The following is an 18,111-nucleotide window of genomic DNA, read 5'->3' as shown; positions in this document are numbered from 1 at the left end:
GCGGCCACGGCGTCCCGAACCGCGTCGGGCTTCCCGGCCAGGGCCGACGAGACGCCCACGCCGGTCGGTTCGTCGCGCGGGGCGGGTCCGCGGGGCACGTGCGCGGCGGCGGCGGTCAGTCGGCATAAGCTCGGCGGATGGCGAAGTACTTCGACGTGCACCCCGAGAACCCGCAACCGCGCAGCATCGCCCAGGTCGCCGACGCGATCCGCTCGGGAGCGCTGATCGCATACCCCACGGACTCCTGCTACGCGCTGGGCTGCCAGCTGGGCAGTCGTGACGGCATCGACCGGATCCGGTCCATCCGCCGGCTGGACGACCGCCACCACTTCACGCTGATGTGCCGCGACTTCGCGCAGCTCGGCCAGTTCGTGCGGGTGGACAACGACGTGTTCCGGGCGGTGAAGGCGTCGACCCCCGGCAGCTACACCTTCATTCTCCCGGCGACCAGGGAGGTGCCGCGCAAGCTGCTGCACCCCAAGAAGAAGACCGTCGGCGTGCGCATCCCCGACCATGTGGTCACCCAGGCCCTGCTGGCCGAACTCGGCGAGCCGCTGCTGTCCAGCACGCTGCTCCTGCCCGACGAGGAGGAGCCGATGACGCAGGGCTGGGAGATCAAGGACCGCCTCGACCACGTGGTGGACGCGGTGGTCGACTCCGGCGACTGCGGCACCGAGCCGACCACGGTCGTCGACTTCTCCGGCGGGGAGGCGGAGATCGTGCGACGGGGAGCGGGCGACACCACACGCTTCGAGTGACCCCGGGGCCGCGGCGGATCCGGCCCGGGATGCCGCCAGGCGGCGGCTCCCCCGGCCCGGTCGTGTCCGCGGCCGGTCCCGCGCCCCGGACGCGGGGTCGCGCGCCGGGGTGGGGATCTTGCGTGGCAGCATGGGCCTCGCACGCCGCGCCGGGGAGGCAGGCAGTCCCGGCGATCATTCTCCGCAGGGAGGCACTCTCGCCATGACCGCCGTACAGGGCACCGACGTGGACATCCCCACCGAGGACGGCACCGCCGACGCCTACCTCTCCCATCCCGGCGACGGCCGCCCCCACCCGGCCGTCCTGCTCTACCAGGACGCCTTCGGGCTGCGCCCGCACCTGAAGGCCATGGCCGACCGGCTCGCCGCGGCCGGCTACACGGTCCTGGTGCCCAACGTGTTCTACCGGCACGGGCGCGCCCCGGTGGTGGAGCTGCCGGAGTTCATCGACCCCGCCGCACGCCCCCAGATGTGGGAGCAGCTCACCCCGCTGATCCGGTCACTGACGCCCGAACTCGCCGAGCGGGACGCGGGCGCCTATCTGGACTGGCTGGCCGGCAGCCCCCTGGCCGCCGACGGTCCGGTCGCGCTGACCGGGTACTGCATGGGTGCCCGGCTGGTGCTGTTCACCGCGGCTGCCCACCCGGACCGGGTCGCGGCCGCGGCCGGATTCCACGGCGGACAGCTCGCCACCGACGACCCGGCTGGTCCCCACGTGGCCGCCGCACGCATCACCGCCGAGGTGTACTTCGGCCACGCGGACCAGGACCCGTCGCTGCCCGAGGAGCAGATCAAGCGGTTCGAGCAGGCTCTCACCCAGGCGGGCGTCCGGCACCGTTGCGAGGTGTACGCGGGCGCCCACCACGGCTACACGCAGGCCGACACGGCGGCGTACGACCAGGAGGCCGACGAGCGGCACTGGGCGGCGCTGCTCGATCTGCTGGACCGCACCTTCTGATCCATCACCTTCTGATCCATCACCTTCTGCCACTTCGGCACCTTCTGATCCGTCGGCGCGGCGCCCGTCCGCCGGGCGCCGCGCCGCTCGCATGTCGTTCAACTTATTGACATGCACGCATCTCGGCCCGACATTGAGAGCGCTCTCACAACTGGTCCGGACCAACGTCCGTGCCACCCCGAACCCCACACGGAGGTGGAGAGTGCTCGGCAGATTCCTGCGCAAGGCGCTGCCCCTGGCCGGCTCGGCCGCCCTGGTCGGCGCGGTGCTCACCCTGGGAACCCCGCAACCGGCGGGGGCAGCGGTGCCCGCCACGATCCCCCTGAAACTGACCAACAACTCCGGCCGCGGTGAGCCGGTGTACGTGTACGACCTCGGAACGCTGCTCTCGACGGGCCAGCAGGGCTGGGCCGACGCGAACGGTACGTTCCACCCCTGGCCCGCGGGAGGCAATCCGCCTACGCCCGCGCCGGACGCGTCGATCGCCGGACCGGCCGCCGGACAGTCGAAGACCATCCGGATCCCCAAGTTCTCCGGCCGGATCTACTTCTCCTACGGCCAGAAGCTGGACCTCAGGCTGACCACCGGCGGTCTGGTGCAGCCGGCCGTGCAGAACCCGAGCGACCCCAACCGGAACATCCTCTTCAACTGGTCGGAGTACACCCTCAACGACTCGGGGCTGTGGCTCAACAGCACCCAGGTCGACATGTTCTCCGCGCCGTACGCGGTCGGCGTCCAGCGCGCCGACGGCAGCGTGACCAGCACCGGGCACCTCAAGGCGGGCGGCTACACCGGCTTCTTCAACGCGCTGCGCGGCCAGCCGGGCGGTTGGGCCAACCTGATCCAGACGCGGTCCGACGGGACCGTGCTGCGGGCCCTGTCGCCGCTGTACGGCGTGGAGACCGGGGCCCTGCCGGCGAACGTCATGGACGACTACGTGAACCGGGTCTGGCAGAAGTACACGACGTCCACGCTGACGGTCACCCCGTTCACCGACCAGCCGAACACCAAGTACTACGGCCGGGTCTCCGGGAACGTCATGAACTTCACCAACTCCTCCGGCGCGGTCGTCACCAGCTTCCAGAAACCGGACGCCGCCAGCGTCTTCGGCTGCCACAAGCTGCTGGACGCGCCCAACGACACTGTGCGCGGCCCCATCTCCCGCACCCTGTGCGCCGGCTTCAACCGTTCGACGCTGCTGGTCAACCCCAACCAGCCGGACACCTCGTCGGCGAACTTCTACCAGGACACGGTGACCAACCACTACGCACGCAAGATCCACGCGCAGATGGCCGACGGCAAGGCGTACGCCTTCGCCTTCGACGACGTCGGCAACCAGGAGTCGCTGGTCCACGACGGGAGCCCGCAGCAGGCCTACCTGACGCTGGACCCGATGGGCTGAGACACGTGTGTCCCGCACGCGGACGGCTTCCGCGTGCGGGACACAGGGGTCGGCCCGGGGCCGATAGGGGTCAGCTGGTCGTCAGGGCGGTGTCGTCCACGACGAAGCTGGTCTGGAGCGAGGAGTCCTCGGCACCGGTGAACTTCAGGGTGACCGTCGAGCCCGCGAAGGAGGACAGGTCGAAGGTCTTCTGGGAGTACCCGGAGGCCTTGTTGAGGTTGGAGTAGGTGGCCAGGGTGGTCGAACCGGCGGTGACCGTCAGCTTGTCGTAGGCCGTGCTGCTGGTGGTCTCCGCGGTGTCGACGTGCAGGTAGAAGGTGAGCGACGCCTTGCAGCCGCTGGGGATCGTCACCGACTGGGACAGCGTGTCGGTGTGGGTCGAGCCGTAGCCGTCGAGCCAGGCGAAGTAGGAACCGCCGTGGGCCGTCTGGCCGCTCTCATTGGTGATGACGCCGCTGGACGCGGTCCACGTGGTGTTGCCCGACTCGAAGCCCTGGTTGCCCAGGAGCTGGGCCGAGGTGCAGGTGCCACCGCCGCCGCTGGAGCTGACCGTCCAGGTGAAGGACGCCGTGCCGGTCGCGCCGGTGGAGTCGGTCACCGTGACGGTGGTGCTGTAGGTGCCCGCCGTGGTGGGCGTGCCGGTGATCGCGCCGGTCGAGCTGTTGATCGACAGGCCGGTGGGCAGTCCGGTCGCGGCATACGTAAGGGAGCCGCTGTTGGTGCTGGACGCCGATATCTTCAGGCTCACCGCGGTGCCGACCGTGGAGGACTGGCTGCCCGGGTTGGTCACCGTGACGCCGGTGCTGGGCGGGGTGATGTGGCTGCCGACGTTGATGCCGGCGAAGGCGTTGCCGACCCCGGCGTACTGGGTGGAGTTGGTGCCGTACAGCGCGGCGGCCGCGTTGAGGGCGGCGGTGCGGGCGCCCGCGTAGTCGGTGCTCGACGTCATGTACGTCGTCAGCGCCTTGTACCAGATCTGGAGGGCCGCGGCCCGGCCGATGCCGGTGACGGCGACGCCGTCGGAGGTGGTGCTGTTGTAGGTGACGCCGTTGATGGTCTTGGTGCCGCTGCCCTCGGACAGCAGGTAGAACATGTGGTTCGCCGGGCCCGAGGAGTAGTGCACGTCCAGGTTGCCGACGCCCGAGTACCAGCTGTCGGCCGACCCGCCGTCCTTGCTCGGCTTGTCCATGTACCGCAGCGGCGAGCCGTCGCCGTTGATGTCGATCTTCTCGCCGATGAGGTAGTCACCGACGTCGGAGGAGTTGTTCGCGTAGAACTCGACGCCCGCCGTGCCGAAGATGTCGGAGGTCGCCTCGTTCAGACCGCCCGACTCACCGCTGTAGTCGAGGCCCGCGGTGTTGGAGGTGACGCCGTGGCTCATCTCGTGGCCGGCCACGTCCAGCGAGGTCAGGGCGTGGGTGTTGCCGGAGCCGTCGCCGTAGGTCATGCAGAAGCAGTCGTCGTCCCAGAAGGCGTTGACGTAGCCGCTGCTGTAGTGGACGCGGGAGTAGGCCGCGACGCCGTCGTTCTTGATGCCGCTGCGGCCGAAGGTGTTCTTGTAGAAGTCCCAGGTCTCCTGGGCGCCGTAGGCGGCGTCGGCACCGGCGGTCTGGGTGTTGGAGCCGGATCCGGTGCCCCAGACGTCGTCGGAGTCGGTCATCAGGGTGCCGGTGCCCGACGTGCCGTTGTTCAGGGTGTACGTCTTGTGGCCGCCGCGCGTGGTGTCGTACAGCTGGTACGTCGAGCCGGACAGCGTGGTGTTCAGGGTGACGGTGCCGCTGTACTGGGTGTTTCCGGTGCCCGTCTCGACCGCCTGGTAACGGTGGAGTTCCTTGCCGGTGGTGGCGTCGGTGATGACGTGCAGCTTGCTGGGCGTGCCGTCGTCCTGGAAGCCGCCGACCACGGTCTCCCAGGCCAGCTTCGGGGTGCCGGTGCCGGCCCAGATCACCTTGCGGGCGCTGCCGGCGGTGGGCTTCTCGGCGTGGAGCGCCTTGGCGGTCTTCAGCGCCTTGGCCTGGGCGGCCGACCTGGTGAAGGCCGCGGTGGTGGAGGCGACCTTGATCGTGTGCTTGTTGTTGAAGGTGGTGCTCACCGTGCCGGCGGCCAGGGAGGCCGGCGGGGTGTGCACGACGAGGTCGCCGCCGAGGACGGGGAGGCCGTCGTAGGTGCGCTCGTAACGGGTGTGCACGGTGCCGTCCTTGTCCTTGACGACGTCCTTGACGACCAGCTTCTCCTTGGCGCCGAGGCCGAGGGTGCGGGCGGTCGCGGAGGTCTTCTGCTTGGCGGACTTGAGCAGCGCGGCGTGCTGGGCCGGGGTCAGTTTCGCCTCTTGCCCGCCGGCGCGCAGGGGGCTGGGGTGGGGGGCGGCGGGTCGGGCGGCGGCCGGGACCGCCTGGAGGCCTACGGCCAGGAAGGCCGCGGTGGAGACCAGGGCGGCTGCGGCCCGGGTGTGGGGAAGGCGTCTCACTCGTACTCCTCCTGCTGCGGCCGCCGGGTCGCGGCCGGTGACAGACCGGGCAGAACGGGTGTGCTGCCCGGGAAGAGCTGAGCTGTGCGGAGCCGTGAACCGTGACAAGTGGAGCGAGAGGGGGAGGATCCTTGTGCTGAGGGAGAATGACACCCTTGACGGGCGCATGTCATCACCGCCCGGGGTAATCAAGGGTTTTCCCTACCCGGGAGTCAGCAGAGCGCGGGCCGTGCCCCGCCAATCGCCCCGTGACGGGCCGTTGTTACGGTTCACGGCGTGTCCGACTCCTCGCGCGATACCGCGGAAGGCGCCGGCTGGGGCGCCGCCGAAGCCGGCGACTACCGGCGGCTGATGCCGGACCACGTCGAGAAGCTGTCATGGCTCGACCCCAGAATGCTGTGGGCCGCGCGCAACGGCGTACTGGCGTCCTGGTTCGGCGACCCCACGGGCCGCACCCGCGGCCGCTGGGTGGCACAGCGGGCCGCCGCGGGGGCCCCGGCGGACAAGGTGATCCGGCGCGACGACGGGGACCGGTTCTCCTTCATGGTCATCGGTGACACCGGCGAGGGCGACGACTCCCAGTACGCCGTCGTACCAGGCTTCCTGAAGATCAGTCAGGGCACCGACTTCGCCGTCATCGCCAGCGATGTGATCTACCCGGTCGGCAGCACCGACGACTACGGCACCAAGTTCTTCCGCCCGTACCAGGACTACCGGGCACCGATCTACGCGATACCCGGCAACCACGACTGGTACGAGGACCTCGGCGCGTTCATGCGCGTCTTCTGCGACGACACCCCGCCCCTCGCTCCCGAGCCGGCGCCCCGCCCCCTGGGCCGCGCCTGGTGGCGCTCGCTGCTGTGGCACAGGCCGCGCCCGGCGGACGAGCAACGCCTCGCCGCCGCACGGACGTTGCGGTCGGCACCGCAGCAGCGGGCGGTCCAGCCGGGGCCGTACTGGGCGATCGACGCGGGACCGGTGCGGATCGTCGGCATCGACACCGGGCTGCTGGGCACCATCGACGCCGAACAGGGCGCGTGGCTGCGCGAGGTGTCGCGGGGGCCCCGGCCCAAGATCCTCGTCACCGGCTCGCCCCTGTACGTGGACGGCGAGCGCCATCCCTGCGCCGTCGAGGGCGGCGGCACCGTCGACGACATCGTCCGCGACCCCGCCCACCACTACGTGGCGGCGATCGGCGGCGACATCCACAACTACCAGCGGTACCCGGTCGACGTGGACGGCCGCACCATCCAGTACGTGGTCTCGGGCGGCGGCGGAGCCTTCATGCACGCCACGCACACCATTCCCCGGGTCTGTGTCGAGGGCGTCACCGAGCGGGACTTCCGCTGCTATCCGCTGCGCGGCGACTCCCTGGCCTTCTACAGCAGGCTGTACGGGCACCGCCTGCGGCTGCGCCGCTTCTTCACCCTCACCGAGGCCGAGGCGACCGCCGTCGTCGCCGAGCGGCTGGGCATCCCGCCGACCCGCACCCCGGGCACACCGGTGCGCCTCACCCGCCGCGTCCGGCTCGTCGCGAGTCTGCTGGGCGCCGGACGCCGGCCCGAGCGGAAGTCCCGGTTCCGGCTGCCGGTGCGCAAGATGTACACCCAGCTGTTCTCGCCGGGCTCGGCCACCTACAGCCCGCCGTTCTTCAAGTCGTTCCTGCGTCTGGACGTCACCCCGGAGGCGGTCCGGCTGCGCTGCTTCGCGGCGACCGGGAACCGCGCGCAGGAGGTCGCGCCACCGCTCGAGGACGAGGTCGTCATCCCGCTGATCTGATCACACGCGCGCAACACTCGCCTGCGACAATCGGATCGGAGCTCCAGGACTTCAGGACTGACGTACGACCGCCGGAGGAAGCCCATGCCGTCCGCCGCACGCCCGCTGCGCAAGCTGGGCTTCCTCACGATCGGCCTGTTCGACGCGGCCGATCCGCGCCGGGGCCACGAGTCCACGCTGGAGATCATCGAGCTGGGCGAGCGGCTGGGCTTCGACAGCGCCTGGGTACGCCACCGCCACCTCCAGTACGGCATCTCCTCCCCCGTCGCCGTCCTGGCCGCGGCCTCGCAGCGCACCCGCCGCATCGAGCTCGGCACCGCGGTCACCCCGCTGGGCTGGGAGAACCCGCTGCGCCTCGCGGAGGACCTGGCGACCGTCGACATCCTCTCCGGAGGCCGCCTCAACCCGGGGATCAGCGTGGGCCCGCCCATGCACTACGACCAGGTGAAGGAGGCTCTGTACCCGGACACGGCCGGCGTCGAGGACTTCTCCTACGAGCGGGTGCGGCGGCTGCTGGACTTCGTACGGGGCAAGCCGGCCACCGACTTCAGCGGTGTCGAGGGGTTCGAAGTGTTCTCCGATGTCGTGCAGCCGCACTCCCCCGGGCTGGGCCGCCGCATGTGGTACGGCGGCGGGAGCCTCGGGTCGGCGCGCTGGGCGGGCGAGCACGCGATGAACTTCCTGACGAGCAGTGTCGTCAAGGCGGAGGACCCGGACGGCCCGACGGACTTCGCGGAGATCCAGCTGTCCCACATCCGCGAGTTCCGCGCCCACCACCCCGACGGCGAGACGGCCCGCGTCTCCCAGGGCCTCGTGGTGATCCCCACCGACTCCGCGACGCCCGAGCAGCGCGCCAGGTACGAGGAGTACGCGGCGAAGCGCCTGCCCCGGACCACCGCCCCGCAGGGCCCGGCGCGGCTGCTGTTCGCGCCGGACCTGGTGGGCACCTCGGCCGAGATCGCCGAACGGCTGCACGCGCACGCCGCGTTCCGGGAGGTGGACGAGGTGGCGTTCGCGCTGCCGTTCACCTTCGGGCACGAGGACTACGTGCAGATCCTCACCGACATGGCCGAACGGCTCGGCCCGGCGCTGGGACGGCCCGCCGTCCGACTCACCAGCGGCCCGCCTCGGTGCCGGTGACCGGCTCGGACGGCTTGCCGTCCACACCCACCGGCACCTCACCCGCGAGCATCACCCGGTGCATGATCCGCGGGAGGCCCAGGTGGGCGTTGTCACTGGGGGCGAGGTGGATGGTGGCCCGGTTGTCCCAGAAGGCGACGCTGCCGGGCTCCCAGCGGAACCGGACGGTGTACTCGGGCCGCACCGCCTGCTCCAGGAGCATCTCCAGCAGGGCGGCGCTCTCCGGCCGGGACACGCCCGTGATCTGCTCGACGTAGTAGCCGTTGACGAACAGCACCCGCTCCCCCGTCTCGGGGTGGACGCGGACCAGCGGGTGCACGGAGGCGACCTGGTGGTCGAGGAGGTGCCGGAGGTACGCGTCGTCACCGGGGCGCGGCTGGTAGCCGACGCCGAGCCGGTGCTCGGCCCGCAGCCCGTCGACGAAGGCCCGTACGGGCGCGGACAGCCCGGCGTACGCGGCGGCCAGGTTCGACCAGGTGGTGTCGCCGCCGTAGGGCGGGACGGTCTCGGCGCGCAGGATCGTCGCGGCGGGCGGGTCGATCCGGGCGCCGTGGTCGCAGTGCCAGCCGCGCAGCAGGGTGTGCCGGCGCCGCTGGAGCCACTCGTCGTGGTCCATGCCGAACCGTCCGCCCAGCTCCAGCCGGTCGGCGGTGGTCTCCACCTCGGGGAAACCGGCCGGCGAGGCGCTCCCGCGCCGCCCGAGGACGACCGGCTCGCCGAACCGGCGGGCGAAGGCGACATGGCCGGCGTGGTCCAGCCGCTGCCCACGGAAGAACACCACCTTCCAGCGCAGCACGGCCTGCCTGATCAGGGCGACCACGCCGGCGTCGAGGTCACCGGCCAGGTCCACCCCGGTGACCTCGGCGCCGATGTGTCCCGCGACCGGCCTGATCTCGACCCCCGCGGCCTGAGCCGTCTTGGCCCGGTCCGCCGTGTCCCTGTCCGTCGTCATACGGTCCGTCGTCATACGCGCTCCGATGGTCGTCCTGAAGTCGTCCCGGGCCCCGGTTGATCACAACCCGCCCCGTCCCTGACGCTGGAGGGACGGCACAGTCGACGGAAGGCCCCACCGTGACCAGTATTCCGGCCCACACCCTCAACGACGGCACGGCGCTCCCCGGGATCGGCCTGGGCACCTGGCCGATGAACGACACGCAGGCCGAGCAGGCCGTACGCGACGCTCTCCAGGCTGGTTACCGACTTGTCGACACCGCGACGAACTACCGCAACGAGACGGGGGTCGGCCGGGCCGTCGCGAGCAGTGGGGTCCCCCGGGAGGAGATCGTCGTGACGACGAAGCTGCCCGGCCGCCACCACGGCTACGAGGAGACCCTCGCCTCCTTCGAGGAGTCCCGGCGCCGCCTGGGCCTGGAGTACGTCGACCTCTACCTGATCCACTGGCCGAACCCCGGTGTCGGCAAGTACGTCGACTCGTGGAAGGCCATGGTCAAGCTGCGCCAGGACGGCCTCGTCCGGTCGATCGGCGTCTCCAACTTCACGCCGGAGCACATCGGTCGGATCGAGAAGGAGACCGGGGTCCTGCCCGCCGTCAACCAGATCGAGCTGCACCCGCTCTTCCCCCAGGAGGAGCTGCGCGCCTTCCACGCCGACAAGGGCATCGTCACCGAGAGCTGGAGCCCGCTGGGCCGGGGCAGTCGCATCCTGGACGACCCGACCGTCATCACGGTCGCCGAGGCGCTCGGCGTGACACCCGCGCAGGTGGTCCTGCGCTGGCACGTCCAGCTCGGTGCCGTGCCGATCCCGAAGTCGGCCGACCCCGCCCGGCAGCGGCAGAACCTCGACGTCTTCGGGTTCGAACTGGGTCCCGCCCAGATGACGGTCATCGCCGACCAGGTCCGCCGGCGCCTGGGCGGCGACCCCGAACAGCACGAGGAGCTCTGAGCCGGACCCCCTACTGCTCCTCGATCCGCCTACCGCTCCTCGATCCGCTCCGGCGCGACGACGCCGTCCGACCGGCTCGCGGTGAGGCTGCCGAGGATGTCCAGCAGTTCGGCGCTGCGGCTGCCGGGCTCGGCGTGGAAGACGACGAGGGTGAGGTCTCCGGCGCCGTCCACGCCCAGCTTGTCCGAGTGCAGGTCCAGGTCGCCGACCTGGGGGTGACTGAGGTGGCTGACCCGGGCCCGCCGGGGACGCACTTCGTGGCGGGCCCACAGTGCGCGGAAGCGCTCGCTGCGCACCGACAGCTCCCCCACCAGGTCCAGCAGCCGCGGGTCGTCGACGTCCGCCCCGGCGCGGGCGCGCAGGGTGGCCACGCCCTCCTCGGTGAGGTCCTCCCAGTCCCGGCGCAGCTCCCGCTCGGCGGGATCGAGGAACACGGCCCTCAGCAGGTTGACGCCCAGGGCGTAGTTCGGGGTGAGGGCCGTGGCCAGGGTGTTCACCGCGAGTACGTCGGTGTAGCGGTTCTGGACGTAGGCGGGGGTGCGGGGCCAGCCGTCGATGAGCCCGCGGATGCTCGGCGGGACGGTCTCCCGCGGGCGGCCCCTGCCCGCCGCCCGTCCGCCGCCGCGGCCGTCGGCCGGGCGCTCCCGGGCCAGGCCGAACAGGTGCGCGGTGGTCTCGTCGTCCAGCCGCAGCACCCGGGCGAGCGCCTGCATCACCTGGGCGGACGGGTTGCGGTCGCGGCCCTGCTCCAGCCGCAGGTAGTAGTCGGCGCTGATCCCGGCGAGCAGCGCGACCTCCTCGCGGCGCAGCCCCGGCACCCTGCGCAGGCCGCCGCCGGGCAGACCGGCGTCCTCCGGCCGGACCAGCGCCCGGCGGGCGCGCAGGAACTCGCCGAGGGCGTTGCCGGCGTTCGCTTCCATGCCCTCCACCGTAAGGGGCGGGTCCGGCCGGGTGACTGTCCCTGTCACTCCCAGGAAGGGGCGCGCCCAGGAAGGCCGGGGGGTCGTTGGGTGCGCCCGCGCCGGGGTACCCGGGCCGACGAGATGCCGTACGGGCTCGTGGAAGGGAGTCGTGGCGTGGGTGCGGACGACCGGCTGCGGGAGTACCGCGGCAAGCGGGACTTCGAACGGACCCGGGAACCGTCGGGGAGGACGGCGTCCTCCGGGGAGGAACCCCGGTTCGTCGTCCAGATCCACGACGCGCGCCGGATGCACTTCGACTTCCGGTTGCAGGTCGGTGACGTGCTGAGGTCCTGGTCGATTCCCAAGGGGCCGTCCACCGACCCGCACGACAAGCGGCTGGCGGTGCCCACCGAGGACCACCCGCTGGAGTACGAGGACTTCGAGGGCGTGATCCCCAAGGGCGAGTACGGCGGCGGCACCGTGATCGTCTGGGACCACGGGACGTACGAGCCGCTCAGCCACGACCGCCGGGGCCGCCCCGTCGACTTCGCGGAGTCCCTGGAGCACGGGCACGCGACCTTCCGGCTGCACGGCGCCAAGCTGCACGGCGAGTACGCCCTGACCCGGTTCCGCTCCGGCGACGGCGACGGCGAGGAACAGTCCTGGCTGCTGGTGAAGAAGGGGCCGGCCCGGACCGCGGGGCACGGCACCCCGGATCCCCGCCGGGCCCGCTCGGTACGCACCGGCCGCACACTCGCCCAGGTCGCGGCGGACGACGGCGGGGCGTGACCCGCCGTGTCCGGCCCGCTCGACACGGTGCCCGACGCGCAGCGCGCCCTGCTGCGCCCCGCTCCCGCGGGCGCGGGACGGCTGTTCGAGCGGAAGCTGGACGGGGTGCGGCTGCTGTCCCGGACCGGGCAGCGGCTCGACGCAACGTGTCCGGACATAGCCGGGGCCCTCGCCGCGCGGGAGTGCGACGACTTCACCGTCGACGGGGAGGTGGTCGCCTTCGCGGGCGGCCGGACGGACTCCTCCCGATGTTGCCGGCCGACGCCTGCGGGCGCGGCTGGGAGGGGCTGATCGCCAAACGGGACGACGGGCCGTACCAGCCCCGGCGGTCGACGGCTGGTCGGCGGGCCGGTGCGCGAGGCGCGCGCCCGCTGGGGGGAGCCGGAACTGGTCGCCCAGATCGCCTTCACCGAGTGGACACGGGACGGGATGCCGCGGCATCCGCGGTTCCTCGGCCTCCGCGAGGACAAGAAGCCCGGGGCCGCCGTGCCGGAGCGCGCGGCCGGCTGAATCCGGATCACCGGATTCCGCCCCCAACCGTCCAGCTGTGCCTCTATGTTCGCGGCGGTATCCGCTCGCGTCCCCGGAGGCTCCCGCATGCGCTTCGCACTTCGCACCGCCGTCACCGGCGCGGTCACCGCCGCCGCCGTTCTCCTCTGCGGCCCCGCCGGCGCCACCCCGGCGGGGCCGGGGGTGACCGCCAGGATCATCAGCCGGACCACCGTGGACGGCACGGACTACACCCTGCGGGAGATAACGATCCCGCCCGGCCAGAGCACCGGTTGGCACTACCACGACGGCCCGTTGTACGGCTACGTCAAGCAGGGCACCCTCAGCCACTTCGACTCGGACTGCGCCTCCGACGGGGTGTACCGGACGGGCAGCACGATCCAGGAGCCGTCCGGCGCGGACCACGTGCACATCGGCCGCAACCTCGGTGACACGGCGCTCGTGCTCGACGTGCTCTACGTGCTGCCGCACGGCGCCCCCTTCTCCGAGGACGCGGCGAACCCGGGCTGCCCGTTCCAGTGATCAGCCGGCTTCCGGTGACCGCTCCGGCAGCGGCTGTTCGGCCCAGATCGTCTTGCCGCCGGTCGTCTGGCGGCTGCCCCAGCGCTGGGTGAGCTGGGCGACCAGCAGCAGTCCGCGGCCGCCCTCGTCGTAGGCCTGTGCGCGGCGCAGGTGCGGTGAGGTGGAACTGCCGTCGGAGACCTCGCAGATGAGGGCGCGGTCACGGATCAGGCGCAGCTGGATGGGCGGTACTCCGTAGCGGATCGCGTTGGTGACCAGTTCGCTGACGACGAGTTCGGTGATGAAGGCCGCCTCGTCCAGTCCCCAGACGGCCAGTTGTTCGGTGGCCGCCTGCCGGACGACGGCCACCTCGGCCGGCTCCTGCGGGACGTTCCAGGTGGCGACCCGGTCGGCGCCGAGTACGCGGGTGCGGGCCAGCAGCAGGGCCACGTCGTCGCCGGGCTGCTCGGGCAGGACGGCCTTGAGCACGTTGTCGCCGAGCACCTCGAGCGAGTCGGCGGGGATGGTCAGCGCGCGGCAGAGCTCCTCGGTCGCCCGGTCGACGTCGCGGTCTCGGTCCTCGACGAGGCCGTCGGTGTACAGGGCGAGCACCGAGCCCTCGGGCAGTTCCAGTTCCGTCGCCTCGAACGGCAGGCCTCCGACACCGAGCGGCGGTCCGGCGGTCATCGGGACGAGCTCGGCGGCGCGGCCGGGCAGGACGAGTGCCGGGGCCGGGTGGCCGGCGGCGGCCAGGGCGAGCCGGCGCGAGACGGGGTCGTAGACGGCGTACAGGCAGGTGGCGCCCAGCTCGGCGATCTCCTCGGCGCTGCCGTCGGCCGCCAGGTGGGTCACCAGGTCGTCCAGGTGGGTGAGCAGCTCGTCCGGGTGCAGGTCCACGTCAGCCAGGGCCCGTACGGCGGTGCGCAGGCGGCCCATGGTCGCGGACGACTGGATGCCGTGCCCGACCACGTCACCGACGACCAGGCCCACCCGGCTGCCGGGCAGCGGGATCACGTCGAACCAGTCGCCGCCGATGCCCGCCAGCGACCCGCACGGCAGATAGCGGTGGGCGATGTCGACCGCCGCCTGCCCGGGCAGCCCGCGAGGCAGGAGGCTGTGCTGGAGGGCGAGGGCGGTGGTGCGTTCGCGGGCGAAGCGGCGGGCGTTGTCGAGGCAGACGGCGACCCGGCTGGCGAGTTCCTCGGCGAACATCGCGTCGTCGGCACCGTAGTCGTCGGGGTGGCCGATGCGGACGCCCACCGCGACGCCCAGCGTCGTGCCGCGGGCCCGCAGCGGTACGGCGATCATCGAGTGGACACCCACCCGGTACCGGCGGCCCGCGGGACGCCGGGTGTTGCGCTCGGCGACCCAGCGGACGAAGTCCGGCTCGCCCGCCTGGCCGAGCACGGCCCGCCCCTCGCGCAGCGCCCTCGCGGGCGGGGTGGTCCCTCCGTAGACGTCCGTCTGGCCCAGGTGCAGGACAGCTTCCGGGGTTCCCTCGGTGACCGAGCCGTGCGCGACCCTGCGCAGCACGACGTCGCCCGCCGGGACCACGGGCGGCTCCTCCGACCCGAGGACCCAGTCGAGCAGGTCGACGCTGGCGAAGTCGGCGTACTTCGGTACGAGGAGTTCCACCACTTCCTCGGCGGTGCGCACGACGTCCAGGGTGGTGCCGATCGCGGTCGCCGCCTCGTTCAGCAGCGCCAGCCGCCGCCGTGCCCAGTACTGCTCGGTGTTGTCGAGGGCCGCCAGGGCGACGCCCGTCAGTTCGCCGGAGGGGTCGCGCACCGGCCACATCTCGATGTTCCAGGCGCGCTCCCGGTTCAGGGCGGGCGCGCCGGTGAAGCTCTCGTAGCGGGCCGGCCGGCCCGTCTCGGCGACCTGGCGCAGATGGCGCAGGAAGCCCCGGCTGTGTTCGGCGTCCTCCACGGTGTCGGAGAAGGGCCGGCCGACCAGTGTCTCCTCCGGCACGCCCATCACATGGCAGGCGGCGTCGTTCAGGCGGATGTAGCGCTGCCGGGTGTCGAAGACCGACATGGACATCGACGCCTGCTGGAAGGCCCGGCCCGCGAGCGTGAGCTCGCCGTCGTCCGGCGGCGAGGCCGTGACGACGAACCCGGCCGGCCGGGCGTCGGGGCCGAGCAGCGGGCACGCCGTCAGGGTGAGCTCGACGCGGTGGCCGGCGCGGTGGCGCAGCGCGACGGTTCCGGTGCGGGCGGCGACGGTGGCGGGCGGCGGGGCCTCGGCGAGCAGTGCGGCCGCCGGGCGTCCCACGACCTCCTCGGCCGAGTGGCCCGTGAGCAGCCGGGCACCTCCGCTCCACCCGGTCACCACACCCAGGGCGTCAAGGGTCGCCGCAGCCGCGACATGCTCCATACGCCCCAGAATGATCCCTTTGCGCTACCGCATCAAGCGCGCGTGCGCCGTGCCTCACCCCCGGTGTGCGCGCAGGGCGGCCAGGGCGCGGTCGGCGTGCGTGTTCATGCGCAGTTCGCTGCGCACGACGTCCAGGACCGTGCGGTCTTCGGCTATCACGAAGGTGACCCGTTTGGTGGGTGCCATCGAGAAACCGCGCTTGACGCCGAATCGCTCGCGGACCGCGCCGTCGGTGTCGGACAGCAGGGGCATGCCGAGGGTGTGCCGTCCGGCGAACTCCTGCTGGCGTTCGACCGGGTCGCCGCTGACGCCCACGGCCCGCGCGCCGACCGCGGCGAACTCGGCGGCGAGGTCACGGAAGTGGCAGGCCTCGGCGGTGCAGCCCCTGGTCAGGGCGCCGGGGTAGAAGAACAGCGCCACGGGGCCGTCGGCGAGCAGCTCCGACAGCCGTCGCGGCGTGCCCGTCTCGTCCGGCAGTTCGAAGTCCGGGGCCTTGTCGCCGACGCCGACGTCCTCGCTCATGCCCGGCCCTCCGCTCCGCGCGCGATGCCACGGGCCCACAGCACCAGGGGCACCTGGAGCGGCAGCCGGGCGAGGGCGGCGGTCCTGAGCGGCGCGGGTCGGTGCCGCCAGTCGACGGCCATCTGCACGTTGGCGGGGAACACGCCGACGAAGAAGGCCGCGGCGGCCTTCGCCGCCGCGGGCCGCGTGCGGGGCAGTGCCACGCCCGCCGCGAGCGCCAGTTCCACGACCCCGCTCGCGTACGTCCACGTCCTGGGCGATCCCGGCAGGGCCCGCGGGACCGTCGCGTCGAACTGGCGTGGTGAGGCGAAGTGGGCGACACCCGCGGCGGCCAGCAGACCGGCGAGCAGCAGGGGCGAGCGTTCGGACCGGGGCACGGTTCCTCCTGGTGATGGCCTGACCCCGGATATTACTCCCCGGTAGAGACGGCGCGTCGGCCCTTCGGAGTGTCCGCTCAGGCGGAGGGCATCGGGGCGTCCGCCTGCTGCCCGTACTCGTCCTCGACGGCGTAGGAGAGGAAGTCGTCGACCATGCGGTGGAAGAGGGCGGCCAGCTGCCGCAGCTCCTCGGGGGACCAGTCCGCGAGCGCCAGCTGCATACCGCGCGCGCCGACCTCCCGGATGCGCTCGACCGCCTGCCGGCCGGCGCCGGTGAGCTCGATGCGCTGGGCGCGCCGGTCATGCGGGTCGGGGACCCGGGTGACGTACCCCGTCCTCTGGAGCTGCTGCACGGTCCGGGTCACATGGGACGCCTCGACGCCCAGTCGCTGGGCGAGCTCCCCCGGCCGCAGCGGCTCGGCATCGGCGACCTGGCGCAGCAGGGCGACCGCGGCACGGTCCAGCGGCACACCGGCGAGCGCCATGAGCCGGTCGTGCTGCCGGGCCCGGGTGCTCAGATAGGTGATGCGCGTCAGGGCGCGCTCGATCTCGGTGACTTCCGGGGACGCGGGCGGCAGCGGTTCCGTGGACATGGGGCCCAGTTTACCATATCGTTGCGTAACTCAAGTAAATTACTGGCTGTGGGAGTCGTATGTCCCTCCTTGCCCGCCCGGCGGTGGCCCAGCTCGCCGCCAGGACGATGCAGACCCTCTCCCGGCTGGCGAGCCGACGCGCGAGCGGCGCCGGCTCCGACGCCTCCTGGCACGCCCGGTTCCCGGAACACCCTCGCCGCACCCGCGAGTTGACCATCCCCACGACCGTCGCCCCGGCCCGCGCGACGGTCTACCTGCCCGAGGCCGCCGCCGACGGGCCGCCGCCCCCGGTGCACGTGAATCTCCACGGCGGCGGCTACGTCATGGACCTCACCGAGATCGACGACCCGCTGTGCCGCTTCCTCGCCGCGCGGGCCGGGGTGGTCGTGGTCAACCTGGACTACGTCGTCGCCCCACAGCACCCCTTCCCGGAACCGCCGCGGCAGGCCTTCGAGGCCGTCCGCTGGATCGCCTCGCACGGCGCGGAACAAGGCTGGGACGGTACGCGGCTCACCGTGGGCGGCCAGAGCGCCGGCGGCGGGCTCGCGGCGGCGGTGGCCCGGCAGGCCCTCGAGGAGGGCGGCCCCGAAATCGCCCTCCAGGTACTGCACTACCCCCCGCTCGACCTGGCGACCGGCGCCCGCGACAAACGCGCCGCCGGGCCGCGGCCGATGCTGCGGCCGTGGATGGCCGACGTCTTCGACACGTCGTACGTCCCGGACCCGAAGCGGCGCGCCGACCCGCTGGTCTCACCCGCGCATCCGTCCGACACCGCCGACCTGACGGGCATCGCCCCGGCCCTGGTGATCACGGCCGAGTACGACCTCCTCCAGGCGGAGGGGGCGCGCTATGCCGAGCGGTTGCGGGCGGCGGGCGCGCTGACCGCGTTCCACGACGTGGCCGGGGCCGACCACGGGTACGACGGTCAGGACGACGAGAGGGCCCGGGAGGTCTACGCCCTCATCACCCGTCACCTGCGGCAGGCGGTGGGCGCCGGGGACCGGGTGGACTGAGGGCCCGCGTCCCGGGGACGTCCCCGGTGTCCCGCGGGAAGCGGGGACGGCATTGTGACGGGCCGTCACGGAAACGCTGGCTGTCGTGATCACGCTTCGTGGTCACGAGAACGACAGCCGGA

Annotated in this window: 18 protein-coding genes; 11 read left to right on the top strand and 7 right to left on the bottom strand. The window is 72.4% G+C overall.

The features are described 5' to 3' along the window. Positions 1–137 precede the first annotated feature (137 nt). From ACFY01_RS36190 to ACFY01_RS36180, 3 genes are all read left to right on the top strand, one after another. Positions 138–758, top strand: coding sequence for an L-threonylcarbamoyladenylate synthase (locus ACFY01_RS36190; RefSeq protein ID WP_390740001.1), 621 nt, complete (start codon positions 138–140; stop codon positions 756–758). A 202-nt stretch (positions 759–960) separates the two neighbouring features. After that, a complete protein-coding gene (locus ACFY01_RS36185) occupies positions 961–1,716 on the top strand; it encodes a dienelactone hydrolase family protein (protein WP_390740000.1) in 756 nt (251 codons plus the stop codon). Between the two features lie 202 nt (positions 1,717–1,918). Further along, positions 1,919–3,118 (top strand): glycoside hydrolase family 64 protein, encoded by a 1,200-nt coding sequence (locus ACFY01_RS36180; RefSeq protein WP_390739999.1) that lies wholly within the window; start codon positions 1,919–1,921, stop codon positions 3,116–3,118. A gap of 70 nt (positions 3,119–3,188) precedes the next feature. On the opposite strand, the gene ACFY01_RS36175 is transcribed toward ACFY01_RS36180, so the two are convergent. After that, positions 3,189–5,585, bottom strand: coding sequence for a M4 family metallopeptidase (locus ACFY01_RS36175; RefSeq protein WP_390739998.1), 2,397 nt, complete (start codon positions 5,583–5,585; stop codon positions 3,189–3,191). A 276-nt stretch (positions 5,586–5,861) separates the two neighbouring features. Here ACFY01_RS36175 and ACFY01_RS36170 point away from each other — a divergent pair, with 276 nt between their 5' ends. Further along, on the top strand, positions 5,862–7,364 hold the full coding sequence (locus ACFY01_RS36170) for a metallophosphoesterase family protein (RefSeq protein WP_390739997.1): 1,503 nt from the start codon (positions 5,862–5,864) through the stop codon (positions 7,362–7,364). A gap of 84 nt (positions 7,365–7,448) precedes the next feature. Next, the gene (locus ACFY01_RS36165) at positions 7,449–8,504 is read left to right on the top strand and encodes an LLM class flavin-dependent oxidoreductase (protein WP_390739996.1); all 1,056 of its coding nucleotides are present in this window, start codon (positions 7,449–7,451) and stop codon (positions 8,502–8,504) included. Here ACFY01_RS36165 and ACFY01_RS36160 read toward each other — a convergent pair. After that, entirely contained in the window at positions 8,476–9,456 is a 981-nt protein-coding gene (locus ACFY01_RS36160; RefSeq protein WP_390740148.1) for a TauD/TfdA dioxygenase family protein, read from the bottom strand. The genes ACFY01_RS36165 and ACFY01_RS36160 overlap by 29 nt on opposite strands. A gap of 119 nt (positions 9,457–9,575) precedes the next feature. On the opposite strand from ACFY01_RS36160, the gene ACFY01_RS36155 reads away from it, so the two are divergent. After that, entirely contained in the window at positions 9,576–10,406 is an 831-nt protein-coding gene (locus ACFY01_RS36155) for an aldo/keto reductase (protein WP_390739995.1), read from the top strand. 29 nt (positions 10,407–10,435) lie between these two features. On the opposite strand, the gene ACFY01_RS36150 is transcribed toward ACFY01_RS36155, so the two are convergent. Further along, a complete protein-coding gene (locus ACFY01_RS36150) occupies positions 10,436–11,326 on the bottom strand; it encodes a helix-turn-helix domain-containing protein (protein ID WP_390739994.1) in 891 nt (296 codons plus the stop codon). 156 nt (positions 11,327–11,482) lie between these two features. On the opposite strand from ACFY01_RS36150, the gene ACFY01_RS36145 reads away from it, so the two are divergent. The 4 genes from ACFY01_RS36145 (at position 11,483) to ACFY01_RS36130 (ending at position 13,129) form a co-directional block, all read left to right on the top strand. Continuing rightward, a complete protein-coding gene (locus tag ACFY01_RS36145) occupies positions 11,483–12,097 on the top strand; it encodes a DNA polymerase ligase N-terminal domain-containing protein (protein WP_390739993.1) in 615 nt (204 codons plus the stop codon). A gap of 6 nt (positions 12,098–12,103) precedes the next feature. Beyond that, on the top strand, positions 12,104–12,388 hold the full coding sequence (locus tag ACFY01_RS36140) for a hypothetical protein (protein ID WP_390739992.1): 285 nt from the start codon (positions 12,104–12,106) through the stop codon (positions 12,386–12,388). Between the two features lie 60 nt (positions 12,389–12,448). Then, positions 12,449–12,607, top strand: a complete 159-nt coding sequence (locus ACFY01_RS36135; protein WP_390739991.1) for a hypothetical protein — start codon at positions 12,449–12,451, stop codon at positions 12,605–12,607. Positions 12,608–12,694: 87 nt separating this feature from the next. Beyond that, on the top strand, positions 12,695–13,129 hold the full coding sequence (locus tag ACFY01_RS36130; protein WP_390739990.1) for a cupin domain-containing protein: 435 nt from the start codon (positions 12,695–12,697) through the stop codon (positions 13,127–13,129). On the opposite strand, the gene ACFY01_RS36125 is transcribed toward ACFY01_RS36130, so the two are convergent. From ACFY01_RS36125 to ACFY01_RS36110, 4 genes are all read right to left on the bottom strand, one after another. Further along, entirely contained in the window at positions 13,130–15,484 is a 2,355-nt protein-coding gene (locus ACFY01_RS36125) for a SpoIIE family protein phosphatase (RefSeq protein ID WP_390739989.1), read from the bottom strand. A gap of 54 nt (positions 15,485–15,538) precedes the next feature. Beyond that, positions 15,539–16,006 carry a peroxiredoxin gene (locus ACFY01_RS36120; protein WP_390739988.1) on the bottom strand — a complete coding sequence of 156 codons (468 nt, stop codon included), beginning with the start codon at positions 16,004–16,006 and terminating at the stop codon, positions 15,539–15,541. After that, a complete protein-coding gene (locus ACFY01_RS36115) occupies positions 16,003–16,383 on the bottom strand; it encodes a DoxX family protein (RefSeq protein WP_390739987.1) in 381 nt (126 codons plus the stop codon). The genes ACFY01_RS36120 and ACFY01_RS36115 overlap by 4 nt, the downstream gene beginning before the upstream one ends. Before the next feature lie 77 nt (positions 16,384–16,460). Next, complete coding sequence (locus ACFY01_RS36110; protein WP_390739986.1) at positions 16,461–16,976, bottom strand: MarR family winged helix-turn-helix transcriptional regulator; 516 nt, start codon at positions 16,974–16,976, stop codon at positions 16,461–16,463. 59 nt (positions 16,977–17,035) lie between these two features. Between ACFY01_RS36110 and ACFY01_RS36105 the strand changes: the two genes are divergently transcribed. Next, positions 17,036–17,989: an alpha/beta hydrolase fold domain-containing protein gene (locus ACFY01_RS36105; RefSeq protein ID WP_390739985.1), complete on the top strand. Its 954-nt coding sequence runs from the start codon at positions 17,036–17,038 to the stop codon at positions 17,987–17,989. Positions 17,990–18,111 lie beyond the last annotated feature (122 nt).

The organism is Streptomyces sp. NPDC001480 (genome assembly GCF_042894725.1).
Classification (GTDB): domain Bacteria; phylum Actinomycetota; class Actinomycetes; order Streptomycetales; family Streptomycetaceae; genus Streptomyces.
Note: the sequence above shows the minus strand (reverse complement) of the source record. Positions and strands in the feature narration are given on the sequence as shown.

Bases quoted from the DNA above. Each gene is read 5' to 3' on its own strand.
- ACFY01_RS36190 (WP_390740001.1), top strand. From the start codon at position 138: ATGGCGAAGTACTTCGACGTGCACCCCGAGAACCCGCAACCGCGCAGC.
- ACFY01_RS36185 (WP_390740000.1), top strand. From the start codon at position 961: ATGACCGCCGTACAGGGCACCGACGTGGACATCCCCACCGAGGACGGC.
- ACFY01_RS36165 (WP_390739996.1), top strand. From the start codon at position 7,449: ATGCCGTCCGCCGCACGCCCGCTGCGCAAGCTGGGCTTCCTCACGATC.
- ACFY01_RS36160 (WP_390740148.1), bottom strand. From the start codon at position 9,456: ATGACGACGGACAGGGACACGGCGGACCGGGCCAAGACGGCTCAGGCC.
- ACFY01_RS36150 (WP_390739994.1), bottom strand. From the start codon at position 11,326: ATGGAAGCGAACGCCGGCAACGCCCTCGGCGAGTTCCTGCGCGCCCGC.
- ACFY01_RS36130 (WP_390739990.1), top strand. From the start codon at position 12,695: ATGCGCTTCGCACTTCGCACCGCCGTCACCGGCGCGGTCACCGCCGCC.
- ACFY01_RS36125 (WP_390739989.1), bottom strand. From the start codon at position 15,484: ATGGAGCATGTCGCGGCTGCGGCGACCCTTGACGCCCTGGGTGTGGTG.
- ACFY01_RS36120 (WP_390739988.1), bottom strand. From the start codon at position 16,006: ATGAGCGAGGACGTCGGCGTCGGCGACAAGGCCCCGGACTTCGAACTG.
- ACFY01_RS36110 (WP_390739986.1), bottom strand. From the start codon at position 16,976: ATGTCCACGGAACCGCTGCCGCCCGCGTCCCCGGAAGTCACCGAGATC.
- ACFY01_RS36105 (WP_390739985.1), top strand. From the start codon at position 17,036: ATGTCCCTCCTTGCCCGCCCGGCGGTGGCCCAGCTCGCCGCCAGGACG.